Source organism: Rubripirellula obstinata (genome assembly GCF_001642955.1).
Lineage (GTDB): Bacteria > Planctomycetota > Planctomycetia > Pirellulales > Pirellulaceae > Rubripirellula > Rubripirellula obstinata.
On record NZ_LWSK01000106.1, the window covers coordinates 1 to 19,635 of the forward strand.

20 protein-coding genes are annotated in these 19,635 nt (G+C 54.7%); 11 read left to right on the forward strand and 9 right to left on the reverse strand.

Features of this window, described 5'->3' with window-relative positions:
- Positions 1-145: 145 nt before the first annotated feature.
- The 4 genes from RC85_RS19915 to RC85_RS19930 form a co-directional block, all read right to left on the reverse strand.
- Complete coding sequence (locus RC85_RS19915) at positions 146-415, reverse strand: WYL domain-containing protein (protein ID WP_238383185.1); 270 nt, start codon at positions 413-415, stop codon at positions 146-148.
- Between the two features lie 186 nt (positions 416-601).
- The gene (locus RC85_RS19920) at positions 602-1,732 is read right to left on the reverse strand and encodes an NAD(P)/FAD-dependent oxidoreductase (RefSeq protein WP_068266067.1); all 1,131 of its coding nucleotides are present in this window, start codon (positions 1,730-1,732) and stop codon (positions 602-604) included.
- A gap of 3 nt (positions 1,733-1,735) precedes the next feature.
- Positions 1,736-2,476, reverse strand: coding sequence for a methyltransferase domain-containing protein (locus tag RC85_RS19925; protein WP_235033231.1), 741 nt, complete (start codon positions 2,474-2,476; stop codon positions 1,736-1,738).
- A gap of 33 nt (positions 2,477-2,509) precedes the next feature.
- Positions 2,510-3,799 (reverse strand): prolipoprotein diacylglyceryl transferase, encoded by a 1,290-nt coding sequence (locus tag RC85_RS19930; RefSeq protein ID WP_068266069.1) that lies wholly within the window; start codon positions 3,797-3,799, stop codon positions 2,510-2,512.
- 148 nt (positions 3,800-3,947) lie between these two features.
- Between RC85_RS19930 and RC85_RS19935 the strand changes: the two genes are divergently transcribed.
- The 3 genes from RC85_RS19935 (at position 3,948) to RC85_RS26420 (ending at position 6,203) form a co-directional block, all read left to right on the forward strand.
- Positions 3,948-4,811 carry a hypothetical protein gene (locus tag RC85_RS19935; RefSeq protein ID WP_068266070.1) on the forward strand — a complete coding sequence of 288 codons (864 nt, stop codon included), beginning with the start codon at positions 3,948-3,950 and terminating at the stop codon, positions 4,809-4,811.
- Positions 4,812-5,162: 351 nt separating this feature from the next.
- On the forward strand, positions 5,163-5,930 hold the full coding sequence (locus RC85_RS19940; RefSeq protein ID WP_068266071.1) for a class I SAM-dependent methyltransferase: 768 nt from the start codon (positions 5,163-5,165) through the stop codon (positions 5,928-5,930).
- 6 nt (positions 5,931-5,936) lie between these two features.
- Positions 5,937-6,203: a DUF202 domain-containing protein gene (locus tag RC85_RS26420; RefSeq protein WP_149752685.1), complete on the forward strand. Its 267-nt coding sequence runs from the start codon at positions 5,937-5,939 to the stop codon at positions 6,201-6,203.
- A 76-nt stretch (positions 6,204-6,279) separates the two neighbouring features.
- Here RC85_RS26420 and RC85_RS19950 read toward each other — a convergent pair whose 3' ends face one another.
- The 3 genes from RC85_RS19950 to RC85_RS19960 are packed head-to-tail and all read right to left on the reverse strand — an operon-like array spanning position 6,280 to position 8,390.
- Complete coding sequence (locus RC85_RS19950; protein WP_068266074.1) at positions 6,280-7,167, reverse strand: thiazole synthase; 888 nt, start codon at positions 7,165-7,167, stop codon at positions 6,280-6,282.
- 15 nt (positions 7,168-7,182) lie between these two features.
- Positions 7,183-7,386, reverse strand: a complete 204-nt coding sequence (gene thiS, locus RC85_RS19955) for a sulfur carrier protein ThiS (protein WP_068266075.1) — start codon at positions 7,384-7,386, stop codon at positions 7,183-7,185.
- A complete protein-coding gene (locus RC85_RS19960) occupies positions 7,386-8,390 on the reverse strand; it encodes a sugar phosphate isomerase/epimerase family protein (protein ID WP_068266079.1) in 1,005 nt (334 codons plus the stop codon). The genes thiS and RC85_RS19960 overlap by 1 nt, the downstream gene beginning before the upstream one ends.
- 312 nt (positions 8,391-8,702) lie before the next feature.
- Here RC85_RS19960 and RC85_RS27580 point away from each other — a divergent pair, with 312 nt between their 5' ends.
- Entirely contained in the window at positions 8,703-9,215 is a 513-nt protein-coding gene (locus RC85_RS27580) for a hypothetical protein (protein WP_160148095.1), read from the forward strand.
- Positions 9,133-10,689 (forward strand): FecR family protein, encoded by a 1,557-nt coding sequence (locus RC85_RS19975; RefSeq protein WP_160148094.1) that lies wholly within the window; start codon positions 9,133-9,135, stop codon positions 10,687-10,689. Before RC85_RS27580 ends, RC85_RS19975 begins: the two co-directional genes overlap by 83 nt.
- A 500-nt stretch (positions 10,690-11,189) precedes the next feature.
- Here the strand turns inward: RC85_RS19975 and RC85_RS19980 are convergent, their stop codons facing one another.
- A complete protein-coding gene (locus tag RC85_RS19980) occupies positions 11,190-11,669 on the reverse strand; it encodes a hypothetical protein (protein ID WP_068266087.1) in 480 nt (159 codons plus the stop codon).
- A gap of 287 nt (positions 11,670-11,956) precedes the next feature.
- Here RC85_RS19980 and RC85_RS19985 point away from each other — a divergent pair, with 287 nt between their 5' ends.
- From RC85_RS19985 to RC85_RS20000, 4 genes are all read left to right on the forward strand, one after another.
- Positions 11,957-13,105, forward strand: coding sequence for a prenyltransferase/squalene oxidase repeat-containing protein (locus RC85_RS19985; protein WP_149752683.1), 1,149 nt, complete (start codon positions 11,957-11,959; stop codon positions 13,103-13,105).
- Between the two features lie 2 nt (positions 13,106-13,107).
- A complete protein-coding gene (locus tag RC85_RS19990) occupies positions 13,108-14,010 on the forward strand; it encodes a PSP1 domain-containing protein (protein ID WP_235033229.1) in 903 nt (300 codons plus the stop codon).
- Between the two features lie 220 nt (positions 14,011-14,230).
- Positions 14,231-14,734, forward strand: coding sequence for a Minf_1886 family protein (locus RC85_RS19995; RefSeq protein ID WP_068266096.1), 504 nt, complete (start codon positions 14,231-14,233; stop codon positions 14,732-14,734).
- 46 nt (positions 14,735-14,780) lie between these two features.
- Positions 14,781-15,506, forward strand: a complete 726-nt coding sequence (locus RC85_RS20000; protein WP_068266097.1) for a class I SAM-dependent methyltransferase — start codon at positions 14,781-14,783, stop codon at positions 15,504-15,506.
- A gap of 19 nt (positions 15,507-15,525) precedes the next feature.
- Here RC85_RS20000 and RC85_RS20005 read toward each other — a convergent pair whose 3' ends face one another.
- Complete coding sequence (locus RC85_RS20005; protein ID WP_068266099.1) at positions 15,526-16,101, reverse strand: sigma-70 family RNA polymerase sigma factor; 576 nt, start codon at positions 16,099-16,101, stop codon at positions 15,526-15,528.
- Between the two features lie 275 nt (positions 16,102-16,376).
- On the opposite strand from RC85_RS20005, the gene RC85_RS20010 reads away from it, so the two are divergent.
- Positions 16,377-18,743, forward strand: coding sequence for a sensor domain-containing diguanylate cyclase/phosphohydrolase (locus RC85_RS20010; RefSeq protein WP_084422872.1), 2,367 nt, complete (start codon positions 16,377-16,379; stop codon positions 18,741-18,743).
- A 118-nt stretch (positions 18,744-18,861) separates the two neighbouring features.
- On the forward strand, positions 18,862-19,485 hold the full coding sequence (locus tag RC85_RS20015; protein WP_068266091.1) for a superoxide dismutase: 624 nt from the start codon (positions 18,862-18,864) through the stop codon (positions 19,483-19,485).
- The last annotated feature ends 150 nt before the right edge of the window (positions 19,486-19,635 follow it).

Genomic DNA, 19,635 nt, shown 5'->3' on the forward strand with positions numbered 1-19,635 from the left:
AGCCAAAGCGAGTTACGGCAATGTGCGCAACGCCGTAACTCGCTATGGCTCGCTACGGCCTACTTTCAAGGGGCGTGACAAGTTGACAGCGACACATTTTCATCAGGCCAGGCTGGAAGCCTATGCCACGGTTCGGCACCGCGTCTCATACGGCTGCTGCCATGGCCGAGGATTCGATGATTGGCATTGGCATGCTGACCTGTTCGGCACGGACCAAGCGGATGTTCTTGCAGCGTGAAAGTTGGAACTGTCGCGGTTGTTCGCGGCACAGGCACAATCCTAAAAAGCGATAGCTGCCCATGAAGCGAATCGGGCTGACAACGCGGTGCGTGCGATTGCCCTTCGCGTCGTCATAATCCATCTCGATCACGTAATTGTCACAGTCTTGCATGGCTTGGCGAAGAATACGATTCATCATTACCCCCCGGTAATTGAAATTCAGTTTCCAGGCTCACTTGGCCTGACGAAAGAAGTATTGGTTCGTCCCGTGACAAGTCTGGTCAAAGGAATTCCCAACCCGAACGCGTAGGCGAGGGATCTTGTGGAATCCAATCCCAAAAAACCATTTCCGAACAATTCCCAAAGGCCGCCAAATCCCGGTTTACTTCGCCAAATGACTCAGCAGCGGCTTGGCCAATCCGGGGAAAACCGCCAACGCTCGGGCAGCGGCAAATCGTGCTGCTTGCGAGCGAATCGCCGACGTAACCACGCGGCAAGTTCGCTTTTTCGCTCCCAGCAATTGCCGCAATTCAGCGTCCCACAACTCTCCCAATTGGCCAGCTTGGCCGCGTGAGAATGCGTCCGCGATCAGGTCACCGGCGGCGATTCCTGATTCCATCGCCCACGTCATGCCTTCGCCGGTGAACGGTTCGACATAGCCGGCTGCATCACCGACCGCCAGAATTCGCCCGGCACCCGGACGTCGCGTTCGGCGCAGCGGCGGCGTCGTCATGACAGCCGAAACGTCCTCAAAATTGCATTGCAATCCGCCACGGTTCAACAGCGACCACACTCGATCGACCGGCTTGCCACTCGACGCAGCGCCACCGCCGCTTTGCAATGCCGCCGCAATATCGACTCGCCCATCGGCCAATTGAACCAACCCAACATAACCATCGTCATCACAAACCATCACGATCTGGCCGGGCGAGACCGCGTGTTCTTTGTCCGAACCAGACGACTCGTGAACCAATCGAGCCATGAACGAGACGCCAAACGGACCGTGTGGTTTTTCAGTCCATGGCAACACTCCGATTGCATCGCCGGACCTCAAACCCGATGCAACGATGACGGCGTCAAAGGATTCGATCGTTGTTTTTGCGTCACTGATTAATTCAACGGTCACCGAAGTTTCAGAAACTTCTTTGACGTTGCCTTCGCATTGAAAATGCACCGACGCGCCCAAGCTGACCGCTCGCTCGATCAGGATCGGGTCGAGGGCCTCGCGAGAAATCGCAACGCCTTGCCCGATCGGTAGCTGGATCTTGCGACCATCAAAGTATCCGACCCATTGGTTGGTGCTGACGCCGGCATCGGAAACCTGTTGCCACACACCAAGACGATCGAATTGTTTGATCCCTGATCCGCCAAGGCAGCAACCGCAGACCTTCGCCCGTGGAAAAGTTTCCTTTTCAACAACCGTGACATCGACGCCGCGTTCTCGCAGCGCGATGGCACACGCCGCGCCAGCAACAGCGCCACCAATGATCAAAATCCGGGGTGCTTCAGCCATGAATTACGCGAACGCCACTGAAGATTCAACCGCTTTTTCGCCCACCGCAATTTCGTCCACCGTCATAATAAAACGACTCGGGAACAGACGACGAATGCAGACCGGACGCGCGAGCGCTTCGGTTGCCATCGCCTGAAATTCCGGCATCGTGAACGCTCCACGGACACTGGCGGTCGCGTCAAAGTGAACGATTGGCGAACGAGTCAGGATTCGTGACGCGACGGCCACCATCGCCAAGTTCAATCGAGTTCGTTCGAGGTCGCAAACCAGGATCGTACCCTCGGTCGCCTGTTGCATCGATTGCAGCAACCCGCACGCTTGATGCCGTTCCAGGTGATGCATGAACAGAGAACAAGTCACCAGATCAAACCCGTTTGGTAGCGGCGTCTTCAAACAGTCATGCTGAATCGCATCGATCGTGACGCCGGCTTGGCGAGCGGCAGCCAACTGTGTTTCGACGGCGGTGTCGCTGAAATCGGTGGTCGCAATCTGCAGCTCAATTCCGTCGCGTTTTGCTCGCCTTGCCCAACTAATTGGCAAGTCACCCGAACCGCTGGCAACGTCTAATAATCGCAACCGTCGATTTGGGCGAGCGAGCGCCAAGCGGCGAAGATGTTTGTACAGTTGGCCGCTGATGCCGCTGAAACGGTTCAGCCTAGCGAGTCCGATCAGTGCTTGTTGATGAACGTCCGCAGGCAAATCCGGGTCGTCCATCAATTCCGGTACTCGCGAACGTTCAAACAAAACAGCTAGTTCCTTGTCGAATAAATTGGATCGTCAAACGGCTACTTCGGCGTCGGGGATCGCTGGCCTTTCTTTGGAATAATACAGCCAAAGCAAACCGGCGACGGAGCCAGCCATCACAAACACGCTGACCCACTGGGATATCGAAAGCGAGGTGCCGAACTGGCCCGCCTCGTCCACTCGCACCCATTCTAAGACAAATCGCAAGATCGCGTACGCGGCGAACCCGATGAACATGACGCTACCGGTTCGCAACCGAAAAAACGAGAGGGCGCTCAGGGCCAAACACAGCACCAGCGAACTGCCGCTGCTGATAATCTGAGCCGCCCGCACCGGTAAAGCTCGGGCGGGCAATTGAGATGGCGTCCAGCGAGTCCGCCTGCCATCGACCGTCACATAGACGCCGGACTGGACATCTTCCACTGGCAAATTTCGCGGAGCCTGGTCCAAGGTCGAATAGTCCGGCCCCAATTCATCCAACCGCGACCCCACCGAAATGCCAGCCTGATCGGCCAGCGAATCCGGCCGCACTTCGACGATCATGCGAGTCTCGGCATCGTACTTAAACCCCAGCAATTCGCCGCTAGCGATCTGGTCACCATAGACCTTCGCTTCGGGCGGAAACTGGACTGCCATCGGGCCTGCTTCGCATCTTCCGCCGTAACAGCAACCGTTCATCAGGCATCCCATCCGACCAAAAAACACGCCCAAGAACATGCAGGGCACGATCACATCACCGAACGTCAAAACCGGTAAACGATGTCGATACAGGTAATAGGCAACCGCCAAACCACCGCCAATGAACGATCCGTAAACCACCAAACCGCCCTCGGTAAACCGCAGCACGTTGCCGATCGATTCGACAATCGATCCGCTAAAAAACTGGTCGCGATATTGGACGACGTAAAACAAACGAGCCCCCGCGATGCCACCGATGAAGGCCCAGGGAGCCATCGCGTAAATCAAATCAGGATCGATGCCGCGTCGTTTGGCACGAAAGGCGGCAAGGTAAACAGCCGAGCCGACACCGGCCAGCAACATCATTCCGTACCCACGAATCGCTAAGCCAACGGGATCGCCATCGACGTTTTTGAGTTCGACCCAGGGCAGGACGAACATGATCACCGCTGCCGCGATCGCCCACATCATGCCTTCGCCTGCGATCACGGATTTCGCGGCCTGGCCAAATGAAAGTTCTTGGCGTTTTTTCGCCACCAAGATTCGAACGCCCAATCCGATCAGCAACCCGATCAGCAGCCAGCCAAATCCGAAAACGGGCAGGGAAGCGATTTCGTGGGGAATCAACAGGAGTGTGCGTCGCATGATTGACCTGGACCTTCGCGGGCCGCTTTTTCTACGCTATTTGAATCGGCAAGACTCGTTGGAGTGCATCCAAGTACCGGTCAGATGCACCAGGGTTCTACGTTGTCGGCCAGCAAAATGTCCAGATCGGCCTGGGAATTGAACCAACATGACACAGGCCCCCGCTTCACTTCTGTCCACGTATTCGATCGCCATGCTCCGTTTTTTGCCCTCATCGGCCGCGTTGACGATCCTCTTTCTGCTGGGAATTCCGCTGCTGAATCCGCAAACGGCCAAAGCGGATGAATCGGGCGTCGTCCCAGCGTCGGCGGCTCTGGAAATCGGAATCGATGACCAGGCGTTTGCCGTCGTCCAACGCATCTACCAGTCCGAAACCAGCGATCCCGTCGCCCAACATCGCCTGCTATTTGATGGGGGCGTGATCTACGATTTGCCGGAAATTCAGACGCGAATCGTGACCGTTTACGATCCCGCCAAAAAGCAGGTGATCCTGATTGATCGCCAAGCCAAAAACCAAACCAGCATCAGCACCACAAAGCTGGTCGAATTTACCGCAAACGTGAAAGCCGGTTCCGCGAATCCAAGCGATCTTGGTATCGGAACCGTTGTCCGCCCGAGCGATCGCGTCGATGGCTACACCGCCGAGTTTTCCAACACCGACGATGCCAAACATTTTGGCGTTCGCTACGACGTCACGACTCAGACTGTCCACTCGCACACGATGGCGAAAGACTTTGGACGATTCAGTGATTTGTCGTCCAGGCTTAGCCTGCTTCGCCGCCGCGGACTTCCACCTTTCGCCAGAATGTCGCTAAGCCGAAAACTATCGTCGCTTGGCGTGTTGCCAAGCGAGACAACCCTGACGGTCCAGCGTGGCGACCATTCAGAGCATTTCAAGTCCACGACGACGGTAGAATCGTTCACAAAAAAAGATGGCGAGTCGATCAACCAGGTCCGAGGCATGATCGCGTCCTACGAGAGCGTCGCCATGAACGAATTCACAACCGAGTGAACCAAATTCCGATGAGATGCCGTTTCAAAACGTAGCTGATCCCGCCAGGGTTCAGTTGAGTCCTGGTTCAGTTGAGTTGAATTCTGGTTCTGGTTCTGGTTCTGGTTCTGGAACGTACGACTTTCTATAGTCGCCTTTCACTCGTTCCCAAGGAGTTGTTCCGAAACAACTTCCTGAGATCGGATTCCATGAAATCCCAACCCGAACGCGTAAGCAGGAAGCTGTTTCGGGACAGTTCCTATTCTCGACTGAACCCTGGCGGGATCAGCTACGGTATGCTGATGGGGTTTGCTGCGAGCCTAAAGTACCAAGCTTCTTACTCCTGGATCTTGATCACACACAGCTTTCCCTATGTCTAATCCCACCAGCGACTTTTTCTTCGATGCCTATAATCGCGACGAGATCGCTTACGGCTTAACACCTTCCGCTTCCCTTGCCGCGTTTTTGGATCAGTTCAGTCGCGATGGCCTCGACGGCGGTGCTCGGGCGTTGGATTTGGGTGCCGGTGCGGGACGCGACACCTTGGCGATGGCGAGGGCGGGTTTCCACGTGACGTCGGTTGATATCAGCGAACGGGGATTGCAACGCATCGCTGAACGAGCCAAAGAGTTTGGCGTCGGTGATCGTGTGAGCACCAAAGTCAGCGACGTACGCCAATTCCAGATGCCGGCCAACCATTACGACGTAGTTATCGGCACGACCGTTTTGGATCATGTTCCGGCCGAAGATGCGAAAGCGGTTTGGTCATCGATGGTCGGGTCGCTGGGTGATCGTGGCGTGTTGTTTGTCGAAGTTCACACGACCGAGGATCCCGGCAGCCCCGTCGCGCCGGGCTGTGACAACGATGCACCGGTCAGCGAAACGGCCGATGCCGTCGTGAACTACTTTTCACCGAATCAATTGGCGTCGTGGGCGATCGAGCCAGAGTCCAAGTTACGGATTTTGAACTACGAAGAACGACTCGAATGGGACTACACTCACGGAGCCGAACACATGCACGGCAAGGCAATTCTGCTGGCCGTCCGCAGCGGCTATCATCCGAAGTGGTACGGCCAACCCGCCGCTTTCCCACGACAACCGCCGCCGCATTCCCACGACAACAACAGTTCGCGAGTTTAATTATCTGTGGCCCCTGAAATAAAATCTGGCGATTCGACACGTCGAGATCACTTGGCTCTTGTTCGCACCGACTTGGCGAACGAGCGAACGCTGTTGGCGTATGGCCGAACTGCTTTGATGGTGGCAGCGACAGGTTTAACAGCCGTAAAATTCTTTCCAGACACACCCGGAATCGTCATCATCGGCTGGACGCTGGCCGGTGTCGGAGCCGTCATTTCAGCGACAGGCATCCTGCGTTTTGTCAGGCTAAGACGTTGCCTACGTCAGTGCTGAATTGAATGTAGGCCAAATTTTGATGTAGGCCGGAACAAGCGAAGCGAAGTTCCGGCACCGGCATTGGATCGCCAACCTACGAAGAAACTTCGCCCGACGAACCGTAAGGTCGCGTGCTGATGACACCTTCGCTGGGGCTGCTGGCGGTGCCGTACAGTCGGCGTGGAATGCGGCCTGATAAGTAAGCGTCACGGCCTGCCATCGCCGCGTACTTCATCGCTCGTGCCATGCGGATCGGGTCACGAGCGTGCGCGATCGCTGTGTTCAGAAGCACGCCATCGGCACCCAGCTCAAACGCTTCGCTGACGTCACTGGCCGTTCCCACACCCGCATCAATGATGACGGGGTAAGTCGGATCGTCTTCTTTCAGGTACTCCAGAATGATCTTCAAATTGTTCTGGTTCAGCAAACCTTGGCCGCTGCCGATTGGACTTCCCGCCGGCATCACACTGGCGGCACCGACCGCTTTCAAACGCTGTGCGGTCACCGGACAATCGCTGGTGTAGCAAAGCACCTTGAAACCTTCCTTGGTCAATTCTTCGCATGCATCAACGGTTTGAGCCGGATCGGGCAGCAGCGTGCGACTGTCACCAAGCACTTCCAACTTGACCCAATCGGAACCTGGATTGCCCAGCGTTTTCAGGATCTCGCGGCCAAGCTTTGCGGCACGAATCGCATCGGCGGCGGTGTAACAACCGGCTGTGTTGGGCAACAACGTGTATCGGTCCAGATCCAGGAAATCCAGAATGTTCTTTCCGCTGCGATCGTAAAGACGTTCGCGGCGGACCGCGACAGTCACACAATCAGCCCCCGATGCATCGAGCGAATCTCGCATCTGATCCATCGTGTCGTAGCGACCGGTGCCAACAATCAATCGACTCGCCAGCGTGTGACCGCCAACGGTTAGTGATGTGTCTTGGCCGATGATTTCGTTGGTTTCGATTTTGTCTTGTGAAGTTTGCATCGTGAGGATTTCGTGCTAGCCGCCGCCAACGAGCGTGACGACTTCGACTTCGTCGCCAGCACCTACGATTTTATCAGCGTAGCTCTCGCGTGGCACGACGTCGCCGTTGACTTCAACGGCTAAGTAATTCGGCGGCACTTCGACCGTATCGAGTAATTGTTTGACCGACATTTCAGACTGAATCTGTTCCGACCGGCCGTTCACTTTAATTTCGATCATCAGCTATTCGTATCATCAAAGGCTGCGTCAAACGCCAGCGTGCTGGGTGAGAAATCGAGCTTCTTGGTGAACTCGCATGCTTCGCGAGCACCGAACGAACGCTCCATACCGCAGTCTTCCCATTCGATTGAAAGCGGTCCTTCGTAACCGATGTCATTCAACGCGCGAATGATCTCTTCAAAATTGACACCACCACGACCGGGACTGCGGAAATCCCAACCGCGACGCGGGTCACCGAAATTCAGGTGACTGGCCAGGATGCCTGACGATCCATCCAGCTTGACGATCGCGTCTTTAATGTGAACGTGATAGATCCGATCGGCAAAGGTGCGAATGAAGGCAACCGGGTCAACGCCTTGCCAGATCAAGTGGCTGGGGTCGAAGTTGAATCCAAATTCGGGGCGATGATCGAGTGCTTCCAGGGCTCGCTGAGCCGTATAGATATCGAAAGCAATTTCGGTCGGGTGAACTTCCAACGCGTATCGAACACCACACTCGCCGTAGACATCCAAGATCGGATTGAACCGCTCGGCAAACAAATCGAAGCCCGCATCGATCATGCTGGGCGGAACGGGCGGAAAGGAATACAGCAAGTGCCAGATGCTGCTGCCGGTGAAGCCGTTGACGACATCGACGCCAAATTTCTGAGCCGCTCTGGCCGTGTTCTTCACTTCTTCCACCGCACGTTCGTTCACACCGGCTGGATCTCCATCGCCCCAAACGTAATCAGGCAGAATCGCTTGATGCCTTTCGTCGATGATGTCACAAACGGCTTGTCCGACCAGGTGCGTGCTGATCGCGTGGCATTGCAGCCCGGCATCGTCCAGAAGCTTGCGTCGTTTGTCGCAGTAATCATCTTCGTTGATCGCCCGATCCACCTCGAAGTGATCGCCCCAACAGGCAAGTTCAATTCCGTCATAACCAAAGTCGGCGGTCATGCGCGCCATTTCTTCGATCGGCAAATCAGCCCATTGGCCAGTGAAAAGGGTGACGGGGCGGGCCATAGATGGGTCTCCGAGGATTGAAATGGGGTCAGAAGTCTGGATATCGCAGAAGATTTCCGCGAATCGCCAGGTGCCGCTATTCGCATCCATTGTGACCTTCCCCTGCTACGAAACGCAAGCACCAGCAGTGGGCAACGTTTGGCGGCTAGATGCAGGTTGACCAGGTCTACTTTCTGGTTTTTCAGAATTTATTGAAATTTTAGTGAGGAATTCCGAATCAGCGGTAGATCCAACCCGACAGGCAAAGTCTTCCGAAGTGGTTGCCAGCCGATCAACGGCATCTCTTTATTTTTACTCACCAAGGTTTGAAGAATGATGAAAAGAGCAATTTGTAGTTTCGCGGTCCTGATGGTGTTCGCTGTTTCCAGCACTGCGTCGGCCGCGGTTTTGACCGAAATCACGTTCGATGGATCGAACAATTTTTCTGGCACCAGCAACTCCATCGCATCGTCGAATGGCCAATTCACCGTGATCAATTCTGGGATCACTTTCTCCACTCCAGGATCCGCACTTGGCGTGACGGGGAATTGGGTTAATTCGGGATCGGCTGCCGTGCCATCGCTGGCCACAACGGGACTCTTCAACAACGCCTCGGCAAACTTTGGATCAACCAGCCGATTTGATTTGCGTTTGGGCAATGCGTCGGCGGGGAATACCTATTCGATCACCGGTCTGGAACTTGTCATGCGGGCAAACAACAACACGACCGCAGTCTTCGAGGCCGGGTACCGCGATTTGGCAGGTGATCCCAACATCGTCGCGTTCGCTGGTTCCATCGATCCGGCCGGCGGCGATCGTTGCACCGGTTTCACTGGTCAAAAATGAAACCCCGCAACGTTCGATTCTTTCCTTCGCCAAAGTAACCCAAGCTTCCGGTGCGTTCTGGGATTCCGGTCAACAAGTTGACCCTTCTTTGCACCAATTGCCAGGCGGCAAATTGACACTTTCCAAAGGAGTCCTGGAAATCACGTATCGCCACGGCGCGGTGATTACCGTCGAAGGCCCTTCAAGCTTTGAGCTAATCAATCGCGACCTGGTTTTGTTGCACACTGGGCAACTCACTTCTCGAATTCCCAAAGCTGCAGTCGGCTTTACCATCCGCACACCTGACAGTGATGTGATTGATTTAGGAACGGAGGCGGGCGTTCGCGTCGACGCCTCGGGCAAGAGCGAAGTGCATGTGTTTGAGGGCGAAGTTGAAGTCAACGTTGCTGCGAATGATCAATCGCAAGCGATCCAGCGATCGCTGCTATCGGGCGAAGCGGGGCGATTGATCAACCGCAAAGGTCAACGAGTGTTCTTTGAGTTTGAATCAAACCGAGATGACTTTGTTCGATCGATTGGCCCGCGTTTTGTAGCGGATCCCCGCGGGCTGCGAAGCCAAGTTCTCTGTGATTTTTCAAACGACCTAGCCGACCATTATTCCATTTCACCCGAAGGCCATTCTTCGTTCAGCGGGGCCGGTGGCCTTTTGCACGGAAAAATCGATCCAGGAACACATGACCCGAAATTTCAATTCAAGTTGCAAGCGAAGTATGACCATGAAGCGTTTTCATTCCTAAGACTTGCGATTCGGAAAAACCGTCTGGTTGAAACGGAACTCTTTTTCACCGATCAAAGCGGAAAAGTAAAAGCGTCGCGGAAAGTCGTTTTCCCACCTTTGCATGCGCCCAATGCGTTTGCCGAAACGCGTCAGAAGGTTCCATCGAGATCGTCGGCTTGGCAATTCGATGCAAGTTCTTGCCGACTGGACCCCATCGGAAACTCAGGTGCAAGGTCCTGTATTTTTGATCTTGATTATTTGATTGCCGACAAATATCCAACGCTGGGTTTGGTCGAATTTGACGCTGATGGAAAAATGAGCGGTTGGCAAACACGTTCCATTGCTAACGCTGTGGTGGCCGATGGCGTGCTGCGAGGCACTTCGCAGGATGCTGACCCGTACGTGCTAAGTCGTACTTTGAATGTCGATGCAGAAAAGTACAACGTGATCGAATTTCGCCTAAAGGTGCCACCTGAAGCGATCTTAACCAAGGTTTATTGGGGGAAGCGGGGCGACGCAATCAGCGAAGATAAACAGGTCGAGCTGCCAGTCTTTCCAGACAATCAATTTCACACCTTCTTAATTGACATGAGCCGTGCGCCTGGCTGGAATGAAACCATTCATTACCTGCGTCTGGATCCGATGAAGGCTACGCGGAAGTCTTTTGAAGTAGACTACATTCGAGCCATCGCAATTCCACCGAGTCAATTAGAGGAAATTTTTCTAACGCCCAAACAGAAGCGAAACCAGTCGTAGAAAGAAACTTCTCGTAGGCCGCCAGCATTTCAGCCTGTCGTCCTACGTGCTGACGGGCCATCCGGGGCTAAAGTAAGTGCCATTGGGGCATCGTCCTGGTCCTCTAAATTGTTTAACCGCGTTGGGCATCGCCCCGCGCGTCGTGCGGCGCGTGGACGCGCGGGGCGATGCCCACGCGGTTAAACGAACGAACACGTATTTTCCGGGACCAAAATTCTTCACGGCGTTGCCATTCGGGGCTAAAGTAAGTGCCATTGGGGCATCGTCCTGGGCCGCTAAATTGTTTAACCGCGTTGGGCATCGCCCCGCGCGTCGTGCGGCGCGTACGCGCGGGGCGATGCCCACGCGGTTAAACGAACGAACACGTATTTTCCGGGACCAAAACTCTTCACGGCGTTGGGCATCAGTTGGGCATCACCCAACGGGGTTCGTTCCGCGTGGACGCGCGGGGCGATGACCACGCGGTTAAACGCTTTTGAAACTTTTCATGGCGTTGGCTGCTACCCGTGTTGCTCGAATGCCAATCGACGCGTTCTTGATTCTAGTTGCCGGCGTAGTTGGTCGACCTTGGCTTGGCCATGGGCGAGTTGCTGAGAAAGCTCTGATCGCTGGATGCGGAATTGGCGTTCGCGGCGTTCGTGCAACGCGATTCGGGCGTTCAGGTTGGCTTCGCGTTGGTCGAGATCGATGGACCAGGCTTGCAGATGGCCGACCAGGTCGCCGGCGTGGGCGCGAAGCCAGGCTTCAGGACCCTGCTCAATTTCTGAATCGGTTGGCTTTTCCCTTTCAGGGAACCGATCCGGTGGCTGCTGATCGGCAATTTCACGGCCTGCGATTTCACGGCCTGCAATTTCACGGCCTGCGATTTCGACGCCAACGCTGACGGTTGCTGTTTTTCGCCCGCGACTGCGTATCTGCCCCATCGATGCCGGAACGGCATTCTGAGCCTTGTCGATTCGGTGCGGGAGATTGGCTGGCATAAAACGAAAAGCGGGGAAAACGGCATCCGGTACGGCGTCCGGTAGGGTTTCAATCGTCGAACTTCGTGCCCATCCTGCACGTTTGCTGACTCTGAGCGTAAGATGAGGGCAGGACGCTGGCCGTCTACGCGGGCCTCTTAAGCTGCGCCGGTTAATCGGTCCTTCGGGAATTGCCGATTGCATCGCTTCGGGAGGCTTGTGTCGCCTTGGCTGCCTGACGCTTTCGCGAATGAATCACTCTCAAGCGACGAACAAATTTAACGACAAACAAAGATGGAAGGGTTTCGATGCTATTTAAACAGATGTTTTGCATGTCATTGGTCTGCGTCGCCGGATTGGCTTGGCCCATGGCTAACCTGCACGCCGAGACTGTGGCACCGCCTGCCGACGCAGATTCCGTTTCCAATGCGGCGATCGACAAAGCGGTTGATCAGGGCATCAGCTTCCTGAAATCTCGTGGTCAAGACGACCAGGGTGCGTTTAGTCCGCAAACCGGTGCGGCCGTGACGGCGTTGTGCGTTCGAGCGATCCTGCAAAACCGACCCAAAGCGATCGATGATCCGGCGATCGTGAAAGCACTTGAATTCATCGAAAGCAAAGTGCAAAGCGACGGCGGCATTTACGCAACCGGATCCCGCTATCGGAATTACGAAACTTCGATTGCCGTGGGTGCGTTGATTAAAGCCAATCGTGATGATCGCTACGACAGCCAACTGGCGCGTGCGGAAGCGTTCCTGAAAGGATTGCAGTGGGACGAAGGCGAGGGGGCGACGCCCGAAGACGCTGCGTATGGTGGTGCTGGTTACGGTCGGCACAAACGACCTGATTTGTCGAACACTTCTTTTCTGATCGAAGCCCTCAAAGAACTTGGCAACGATGCGGATGACGAAGCGATCCAAAAGGCTTTGAAGTTTGTCACCAGGACTCAAAACCTGGAAGGCCAAGGCAACGACACTGAACATGCCAGTGCCGTTGGCGATGGCGGGTTCTACTACACACCGGCGGCGGGCGGTGAAAGCCAAGCCGGACAGAATCCCGGCGGCGGATTACGAAGCTATGGCTCGATGACCTACGCAGGTTTGAAAAGCATGATCTACGCGGGACTGACCGCTGACGATCCACGTGTGATTGCGGCGATGGAGTTCCTTCGAAACCACTATTCGCTCGAAACCAATCCCGGCATGGGTGCCGCCGGCTTGTATTACTATTACCACACCTTCGCCAAAGCCCTGGATGCCGCGGGTATCAAAATCCTAGACGACGCCGAGGGCACGCCGCATGTCTGGCGATCCGAATTGGCAAAGACTCTGATTGATGCCCAGCAAAGCGACGGGTCGTGGGTCAATGCTGAAAACGATCGTTGGATGGAAGGTGACCGCCAACTTGTGACAGCCTACGCGTTGTTGGCACTTTCGTATTGCAAAGATCAACCTTAATTGTGAATCAGTCGATCGAGCAAAGCCAAACTCCGCTTCAATATGTGGTTCGCTGTGGTTCCATGCGAACCCTAGGAGTGATGGATGCCAAACAAACGTACCGCTACGGCGATGACGTGGTGGTGCGTTCGACGCGGGGAACCGAAATTGGCACCGTGCTATGCGAGGCCACACCGGCGGCGATCGATCACATGGAAGAACCGACCGAAGGACGTATTCTGCGTTTGATGTCGGCGGACGATCGGGTGCAAACGGACCATTTGGAAAGTCTGATCGAAAAGGACCGAATCAAGTGTCAGCGATGCATCGATTACTTGAAATTGAAAATGGAATTGGTCGATGTCGAACGGATTCTCGGTGGCGAGAAGATCGTTGTTTATTTCCTGGCCGATCAGAGAGTTGATTTTCGACAACTGGTGCGAGATCTTGCAAAGCAGTTTCAAACCCGCATTGAAATGCGACAGATTGGTGTCCGCGACGAAGCAAAGTTGTTGGCGGATTACGGCGATTGCGGACAACCGATCTGCTGCGCACGCTTCCTAAGCAAGATGCCGCCGGTATCGATGAAGATGGCAAAACTGCAGAAGGCGACGCTGGACCCTGCCAAGATCTCAGGCCGTTGTGGGCGGCTGAAATGCTGCTTGCGATACGAATTCGACACCTACGAATCGATGGCCAAAGACTTGCCTGCGCCCGGTAGCCTCGTGCTAACGCGGGACGGTAACGCAACCGTTTTGGCCCAAGATATTTTGGCGGGGCAGTTGGTGGTCCGCACCGAGGACAAACGAAGAATTTTGGTGCAAGCCGATGAGATCGTATCCGTGATCCGTCACGGCGAAGATCCCGAGAAAACAGCCCGTCGCAAAAAAAGTCATGCAAAGAAAGATCGTGAGGCAAAAAAATAGGCGTTCTTTGTTACCAACGAAGTGCTGGGCTCACGTCGATTGCCCGCCTAAACTATCATTGGTAGAGAGAATACGATTGTCACGTAGCTAATCCCGCCAGGGTCAGTTGGACTTGTGCCGATGCAGAAATGCAGAACTGAACCCTGGCGGGATCAGCTACGGTTTTTACAGTTTTTATTCGTTGTTATTTCATTCCTCTTCCCCGCGTTGTGACAGTCCCATGAAATCTCCGTTGCAGGCGATGCGAGATCTTTTAAGCGAAGACACGCGGTACAAGATCGAAGCCTATCAGTTCATTCGCGAAGCATTGCAATTCGCTCACGAAAACATCGACAAAGAAGAACTCGGCGAAGAGCACTTTCCTGAATCGGTTGAAAGCTCAACTGAATTCGATCCGACCGATTTTGATCCAGCTAGTTTTGAAACAAGCAGTTTTGGCGAGGACGATTCCAGCCATACAACTTCGCATCACATCACCGGTCAGCAGTTGAGCGAGTCTTGCCGGTTGTACGCGATCGAGCAGTACGGTTATCTCGCACGCATCGTTTTGGGTTCCTGGGGGATTCACTGCACCGGCGATTTTGGTGAGCTGGTTTACAATCTCATTCGGATCGAGCAGATGCGTAAAAGTGATTCCGATCGCCGCGAGGACTTCGATGATGTCTTTGACTTTGAAAACGCTTTTGACCCGAAGTTCGAGCTTTCACTGGAAAGCGAAATCTAAGAACTCTGCCGTTGCGTTTCGTTTGCTGGCGTTTCTGATTGCGATAATGATGCCGGGTGCAGTGTCACTTGGTGATGATCCGGCACCCGATTCGCGGCCCACCGAGAAACCCCGGCGTTCGTATCTCGGTCGCGTGGTCGCTCAACCGATGTCGCACCGTGGCGCATCCTGGTTGATTCGTCCTGAAAGAGACCGGGAAGAAAACGCCAGCGAATCTTTCGACAAGCTTGGTTTGGAACCCGGAATGACGGTCGTGGACATGGGCTGCGGGAATGGGTTTTGGACGCTGCCAATGGCCAAGGAGGTTGGCGCGGATGGCCGCGTGTTGGCGGTCGATATTCAACGCGAAATGCTGCAAAAGCTAAGAACGAGAAGTGCCCAGCAAGCACTCAAAAACATCGAACCAATTCTGGGCAAGGTGGATGATCCACGGTTGCCGATCGGCGAAGTCGACATGGTGTTGATGGTCGATGTCTATCACGAATTTTCGCATCCGCAATCGATGCTTTGGTCGATAAGAAGATCACTTAAACCCGAGGGCGTTATCGCGTTGCTGGAATACCGCGAAGAAGATCCCAGCGTGCCAATCAAACCGCGTCATAAAATGTCTAAGCATCAAATTATCAAAGAGTATCGTGCGAACCGATTGAAGCTGGTTCGAGAGTACAACCAATTGCCGTGGCAGCACCTGATGTTCTTCGCGCGCGACGACAGCCCGCTTGCAGAAATTGATCCGCTACCGTCGGAACAGGTTCTGCAGAATCTTAGATGAGGTAGGTCGAAAGACGCTTCTAATGCCGGCCGTTGCCGCCCGGTTGGCTGCCGCGCATCTTTTCGCGAGCTCGGCTTAGGACAGGGCCAACGCTGTTCTCACTGATGCCCGTCGCTTGGCTGATCTCTTGATAGGTCTTGCCTTCCAGATGGAACATCCGAACCACGTTTGCTTCTTTGTCGTCCAGCCGTAACATCAATTGCTGGACTTCTTCGCGATCTTCCATTCGCTGGGGCACGGAATTGCTTTCTGATTCGGCGGCCTCGTCGACGCGAGTAGCCAGTTGGCCGCGTCTTGCCTGAATCATTCGACGAACAATGATGCGTCTGGAAATCACCGTCAAGTAAGTCGCCAAGGAGCAATTGCGGCGAAATCGTCTAAGCACTGCGAAGTCTTCTCGCACCAAAGCCAAAAACACCTCAGCGACCAGATCATCTCGTGTCGCGGTGTCCAAAGACAATCCTCTGGTCGTTGCCGTGTGATTGGCGACGTGGACGACCAAACCTAGGAAGCGATCAATAAAGTCTTCCCATGCACGCGGAGCACTGTCCAAGCAGCGCTGCAGCAATAGTCGGTCGACTTCAGAAAGACTCACGCGAAAAGCACCATCGAATAACAGCAATCAGAAAAGAAAAGGTGGTAGATGAGGCTTCGGTTTGACCGCCAAAAAGCGACGGTCACTGCCGAATCGGCACGCTACCACTGCATCCTAGGTAGGAAGACCTTCAATCGCAAGCATTCACTGCCCAAACGCCATCATTCTGATTGCAATGTTGGTCCCCGAAATTTTGACGCTTCGCCCTGTTTTTCGACCTAGGTTGATGGTAGCTAGGCGATGTTCTTCACCACGTGGACCCACAAACGGTCATTATGACTCCTATAATCGACACAAATAGCTCTCTCCTGGGCGGCCCGTCCCCCAATGTGTTGCCATTGATACCTAATCCGGGTGCGGCTAACGATCCATCGGTTGATCAGCAGGTCGCCGATTCCGCCCAAAATGCTCCGCCCAAAAATGCTCCGCCCAAAAGTGATTCTGCAACTTCCAACGAAGAAGATCATTCTCGGGTCGGACGCCTGCTAGAAGGCCTCCAGCAGTCTTCGCCTCGTGCGAAAGAATCCGATTCACCGGCATCCGAAGTCCGCTTTGAGAACCGATTAGCGGTCGTTCGCCTGGGCATGGCGACGTCCCTTTTTTACGCACTGCGAACCAAGCACGCTGCTACTGCGGCCCATTGTCTGCGCGTCGCGTTGTCCTGTTCCGCATGGACCGAACGGATGAAGCTAGAAGACGAGCTTCGCGATCGAATCGAAGTCGCAGCCCTGCTTCACGATTTGGGGAAGATCGGCATTCCCGATCGAATCCTCCGCAAACCCGGAAAGCTGACCGTTGATGAACAGTTGTCAATGGATCTGATCGCGCCCCTTGGATGCGAGATTTTGCGAGGTTGCACCGGTGACCAAGAATTACTGGACATCGTTTTGTACGCCGGAACTTGGTTCGACGGTCGCCGATTGGACGATGGACCAAGCGGTGCCAAACTGCCCATCGGTTCACGCATGCTATCGATCGCCGACGCATTCGATTCAATGACGACGGACACCGTATATCGACCGGCACTTAGCCGCGAACGTGCTCTTGAGGAACTAAACAAAGGCGGACACACGCAATTTGATCCCGAATTGGTTGCCGACTTCAGCCGAATGCTTGAAGAACGCCCCGAACTGCTGCAAGGTTGCGTGGTCAATCGTTGGTTGCATGGACTCGCCGACGATAAGTCTCAATCCATGTGGACCGGTCCCGCGACAATCGCCGCTGGTGCTGGGCTGCCCACATCAGGTTCGCTGGCGGCTGGACAAACGACCCGTCGCGAAACACTGTTCTACCATCAGTTGCTTGACAACATGAAAGATGGTGTCGTCTTTACCGACGCCGAAGGCATCATCACCAGGTGGAATGATGTTATGCATGAATTGACGTCGATCACTGCCGAAGCGATCGTCGGAAAGCGATTCAGTAACGAAACACTTCGCCTAAGAGACCTGTCGCAGAAGCGTGATGGTGGCGACGAATGCCTGATTGCTGAAACAATCAATTCAGGCTTATCGACGACTCGGTCCTTGTTGATGGAACAACCCGGCCGCGAGGCAACTCCGGTGCAATTAACCGTTACGCCGGTTTCCGGTGCCGAACCTGGAATCCATGGAGCGGTTGCGATCTTCCGTGACATGTCGGACCAGAAAACGATGCAGCGTCGAATCGAAACGCTGCACGAAAAGAGCACTCAAGATGCATTGACCAAGGTTGCCAACCGGGCACACTTCGACGACAAGTTGAAGGAAATGACCAGCAAAGCTGCTCGCGGTAAGTCGAAGTTTAGTTTGATCATCTGTGACATCGATCATTTCAAGAGCGTCAACGACACTCACGGCCACCCGGCTGGTGACGAAGCGTTGATCAAATTCGCGGCGGTGCTGAAATCACATAGTCGCGATGGCGACTTGGTCGCTCGATACGGTGGCGAAGAATTCTTGCTGTTGGCAGCCAATTGCGACAACGCAACCGCGGCTTCGCGTGCCGAGGCGATTCGGGTAGCGCTGGAAAAGACTCCGCTTCCGAGTTTGCAGAACGAATCGGTAACAGCCAGCTTTGGTGTGACTCAGTTCCAAGCCGGTGACACGGCCGAGTCCGTTTTGGCTCGTTCCGACCGAGCACTTTTGAAGGCGAAAGACAACGGACGAAACCGCGTCATCCAACTGGGGTCGGGCAGCGAACAAGCTGTGACGACGGATCAGCCTAAATCGGGTTGGTTTAGCTGGTTGAGTGGATCCAGCGTGGAAAAGAGCGGCGAGTTCGATATCGTGACACCGGTTCCGGTGGATCTGGCGATCGAAAAACTGCGTGGCTTTATCGCTGACCATGGTGCCGAGATTATCGTCGTCAAAGAAAACCAAGTTTCGATCAAGGTCAACGCGACTTATTCCAGCGGTGGACGTCGGCGGGTTGACCAGCGAATGGCGATTCAGGCTCAGTTGACGCTTTCCGAAACGGCTCAAAGTCGTGGGACTGTCGCGAATCCTGGAAAAAGTTTGCCTAGCTTGACCAACGTTCACGTGAACCTGAAACCGCTGCGAAATCGGGACCGTCGCGGACGCGATGTTACCGCTTGCTACAGCCAAGTGATCAGCAGCTTGCGAAGCTACCTGATGGGCGAACTGAAACGGCAAGAGGGCTAAATTATCGCTCCGGCTTGGCAATTATTACCTGGTGCCGGGTTGTCGGATCTGGACAGACCGCTATCGTTTTTTGATAGTATTTGTTTCGACCTTTCAACCAACAAACGGAGCATTGGCCATGGCCTACGCGCTTCCCGAATTACCCTACGCCTACGACGCTCTCGAGCCCAGCATTGACGCTCGAACGATGGAAATTCACCACACCAAGCACCATCAGGCGTACATCAACAAAGTCAACGACGCGATCGCAGGAAGCGACCTGGAATCAAAGTCGATTGAAGACCTAGTGTCCGACATGGGCAGCGTTCCAGCGGACAAGAAGGGTGCCGTCCGCAATAACGGCGGCGGACACGCCAATCACTCGCTTTTCTGGTCCGTCATGGGCGCTGGCAAAGGCGGCTCGCCCTCAGGCGACCTTGCCGCTGCGATCGACAAAGCGTTCGGATCGCTGGACGAAATGAAGTCTCAATTCGCCACCGCAGCAGCCACACGTTTTGGCAGCGGCTGGGCGTGGTTGTACGTCGATGGCGGCGAACTAAAGATCGGCAGCACCGCCAACCAAGACAGCCCGCTAATGGGCGCAGAAGTCGCCGGCATCGGCGGAGTTCCAGTGCTTGGCTTGGACGTTTGGGAACACGCCTACTACCTGAACTACCAAAACAAGCGCCCCGACTACGTGACCGCGTTCTGGAACGTGGTTGATTGGGATGCAGTCGCCGCACGCTACGCAGCAGCGCTGTAAAGCAAAGCCGAATTAGATAAGTGGCATTGGCTTCAGCCTGGTCTGATGAAAATGTGTCGTTGTCAACTTGTCACGCCCCTTGAAAGTAGGCCGTAGCGAGCCATAGCGAGTTACGGCGTTGCGCAAATTGCCGTAACTCGCTATGGATCG

What these genes read in the sequence shown, in the direction of transcription:
- RC85_RS19935 (WP_068266070.1), top strand. Translation starts at nt 3,948, where the DNA reads ATGACACAGGCCCCCGCTTCACTTCTGTCCACGTATTCGATCGCCATG.
- RC85_RS19930 (WP_068266069.1), bottom strand. Translation starts at nt 3,799, where the DNA reads ATGCGACGCACACTCCTGTTGATTCCCCACGAAATCGCTTCCCTGCCC.
- thiS (WP_068266075.1), bottom strand. Translation starts at nt 7,386, where the DNA reads ATGATCGAAATTAAAGTGAACGGCCGGTCGGAACAGATTCAGTCTGAA.
- RC85_RS19960 (WP_068266079.1), bottom strand. Translation starts at nt 8,390, where the DNA reads ATGGCCCGCCCCGTCACCCTTTTCACTGGCCAATGGGCTGATTTGCCG.
- RC85_RS20010 (WP_084422872.1), top strand. Translation starts at nt 16,377, where the DNA reads ATGACTCCTATAATCGACACAAATAGCTCTCTCCTGGGCGGCCCGTCC.
- RC85_RS19980 (WP_068266087.1), bottom strand. Translation starts at nt 11,669, where the DNA reads ATGCCAGCCAATCTCCCGCACCGAATCGACAAGGCTCAGAATGCCGTT.
- RC85_RS19920 (WP_068266067.1), bottom strand. Translation starts at nt 1,732, where the DNA reads ATGGCTGAAGCACCCCGGATTTTGATCATTGGTGGCGCTGTTGCTGGC.
- RC85_RS19915 (WP_238383185.1), bottom strand. Translation starts at nt 415, where the DNA reads ATGAATCGTATTCTTCGCCAAGCCATGCAAGACTGTGACAATTACGTG.
- RC85_RS27580 (WP_160148095.1), top strand. Translation starts at nt 8,703, where the DNA reads ATGATGAAAAGAGCAATTTGTAGTTTCGCGGTCCTGATGGTGTTCGCT.
- RC85_RS20000 (WP_068266097.1), top strand. Translation starts at nt 14,781, where the DNA reads ATGATGCCGGGTGCAGTGTCACTTGGTGATGATCCGGCACCCGATTCG.
- RC85_RS19940 (WP_068266071.1), top strand. Translation starts at nt 5,163, where the DNA reads ATGTCTAATCCCACCAGCGACTTTTTCTTCGATGCCTATAATCGCGAC.
- RC85_RS19985 (WP_149752683.1), top strand. Translation starts at nt 11,957, where the DNA reads ATGCTATTTAAACAGATGTTTTGCATGTCATTGGTCTGCGTCGCCGGA.
- RC85_RS20015 (WP_068266091.1), top strand. Translation starts at nt 18,862, where the DNA reads ATGGCCTACGCGCTTCCCGAATTACCCTACGCCTACGACGCTCTCGAG.
- RC85_RS19995 (WP_068266096.1), top strand. Translation starts at nt 14,231, where the DNA reads ATGAAATCTCCGTTGCAGGCGATGCGAGATCTTTTAAGCGAAGACACG.
- RC85_RS19950 (WP_068266074.1), bottom strand. Translation starts at nt 7,167, where the DNA reads ATGCAAACTTCACAAGACAAAATCGAAACCAACGAAATCATCGGCCAA.